This is a genomic window from Ammonifex thiophilus (genome assembly GCF_003368535.1).
Taxonomy (GTDB): Bacteria; Bacillota; Desulfotomaculia; order Desulfotomaculales; family Ammonificaceae; genus Ammonifex; species Ammonifex thiophilus.
In genome coordinates this window covers 1-772 of the sequence record NZ_QSLN01000050.1, presented here as the reverse complement: position 1 = coordinate 772, position 772 = coordinate 1, and the positions used below count along the sequence as shown (strand labels likewise).

The 772-nt window shown below is 55.3% G+C and carries 1 protein-coding gene; it reads left to right on the top strand.

What is annotated here, in order from left to right; genetic code table 11:
• Positions 1-772 (top strand): ISLre2 family transposase (locus DXX99_RS10985; RefSeq protein WP_115793507.1); only part of this gene is annotated, 772 nt, incomplete at both ends.

The following is a 772-nucleotide window of genomic DNA, read 5'->3' as shown; positions in this document are numbered from 1 at the left end:
GGCCCTCGAGGAAATAGACACCTGGCTCGTGAACGCCCGGGACAAGCGCACCTGGAAAGTGATAGGCTTCCGGGAAAGAACCGTAGTTAGCAGCTTTGGGGAATTCAAAGTAAAAAGGCGGCTTTACAGGAACAAAAAGACGGGAGAAGCCAGGTTTCTTCTTGACGAGGTTCTGGGCTGGCCGGAGAGGTCTAGATGCACGCCGCGTTTGAAGGAGATGGCGGTGAAGCTTGGGAGCGAAGTACCCTTCAGGCGGGCAGCGGAAATTCTCGGTTATTTTGTCCCTGGGATAAGCGCCATGGCGGTGTGGCAGGCCGTGCAGGAAGTAGGAGAAGCACTCAGGCAGGAGGGAGAGTCCAGGAGAGAAGCCGTTTTTGAGAAGGGAGAGACACCCGAAGGTAAAGAGAAGACCTCCAGGCTTTACATAGAGGCCGACGGGGTGGTGGTAAGGCTTCAAAGGAGCGAAGAGAAAAGGAAAGAGGTCAAACTCTTTGTAGCTTACACAGGCAAAGAAGCGATTGGGGGTGGCCGGAAGGCTTTAAAGGACAAGCTGGTAACGAGCGGTGTAGGCGAAGGGGAGAGGATGTGGGAGGAAGTTTACTCTGGGGTAGCGAGCCGGTGGGACATGGGTCAGGTGAAGGAGATATACCTTGGGAGTGACGGGGCGGAGTGGGCCAAGCAGGGGGTAGATTACTTCCCTGGGGCGGTACACGTTTTGGACCCTTACCATTTGAACCGGCGGCTTATAGAGGCTTTTTGGCACGATGAGGAG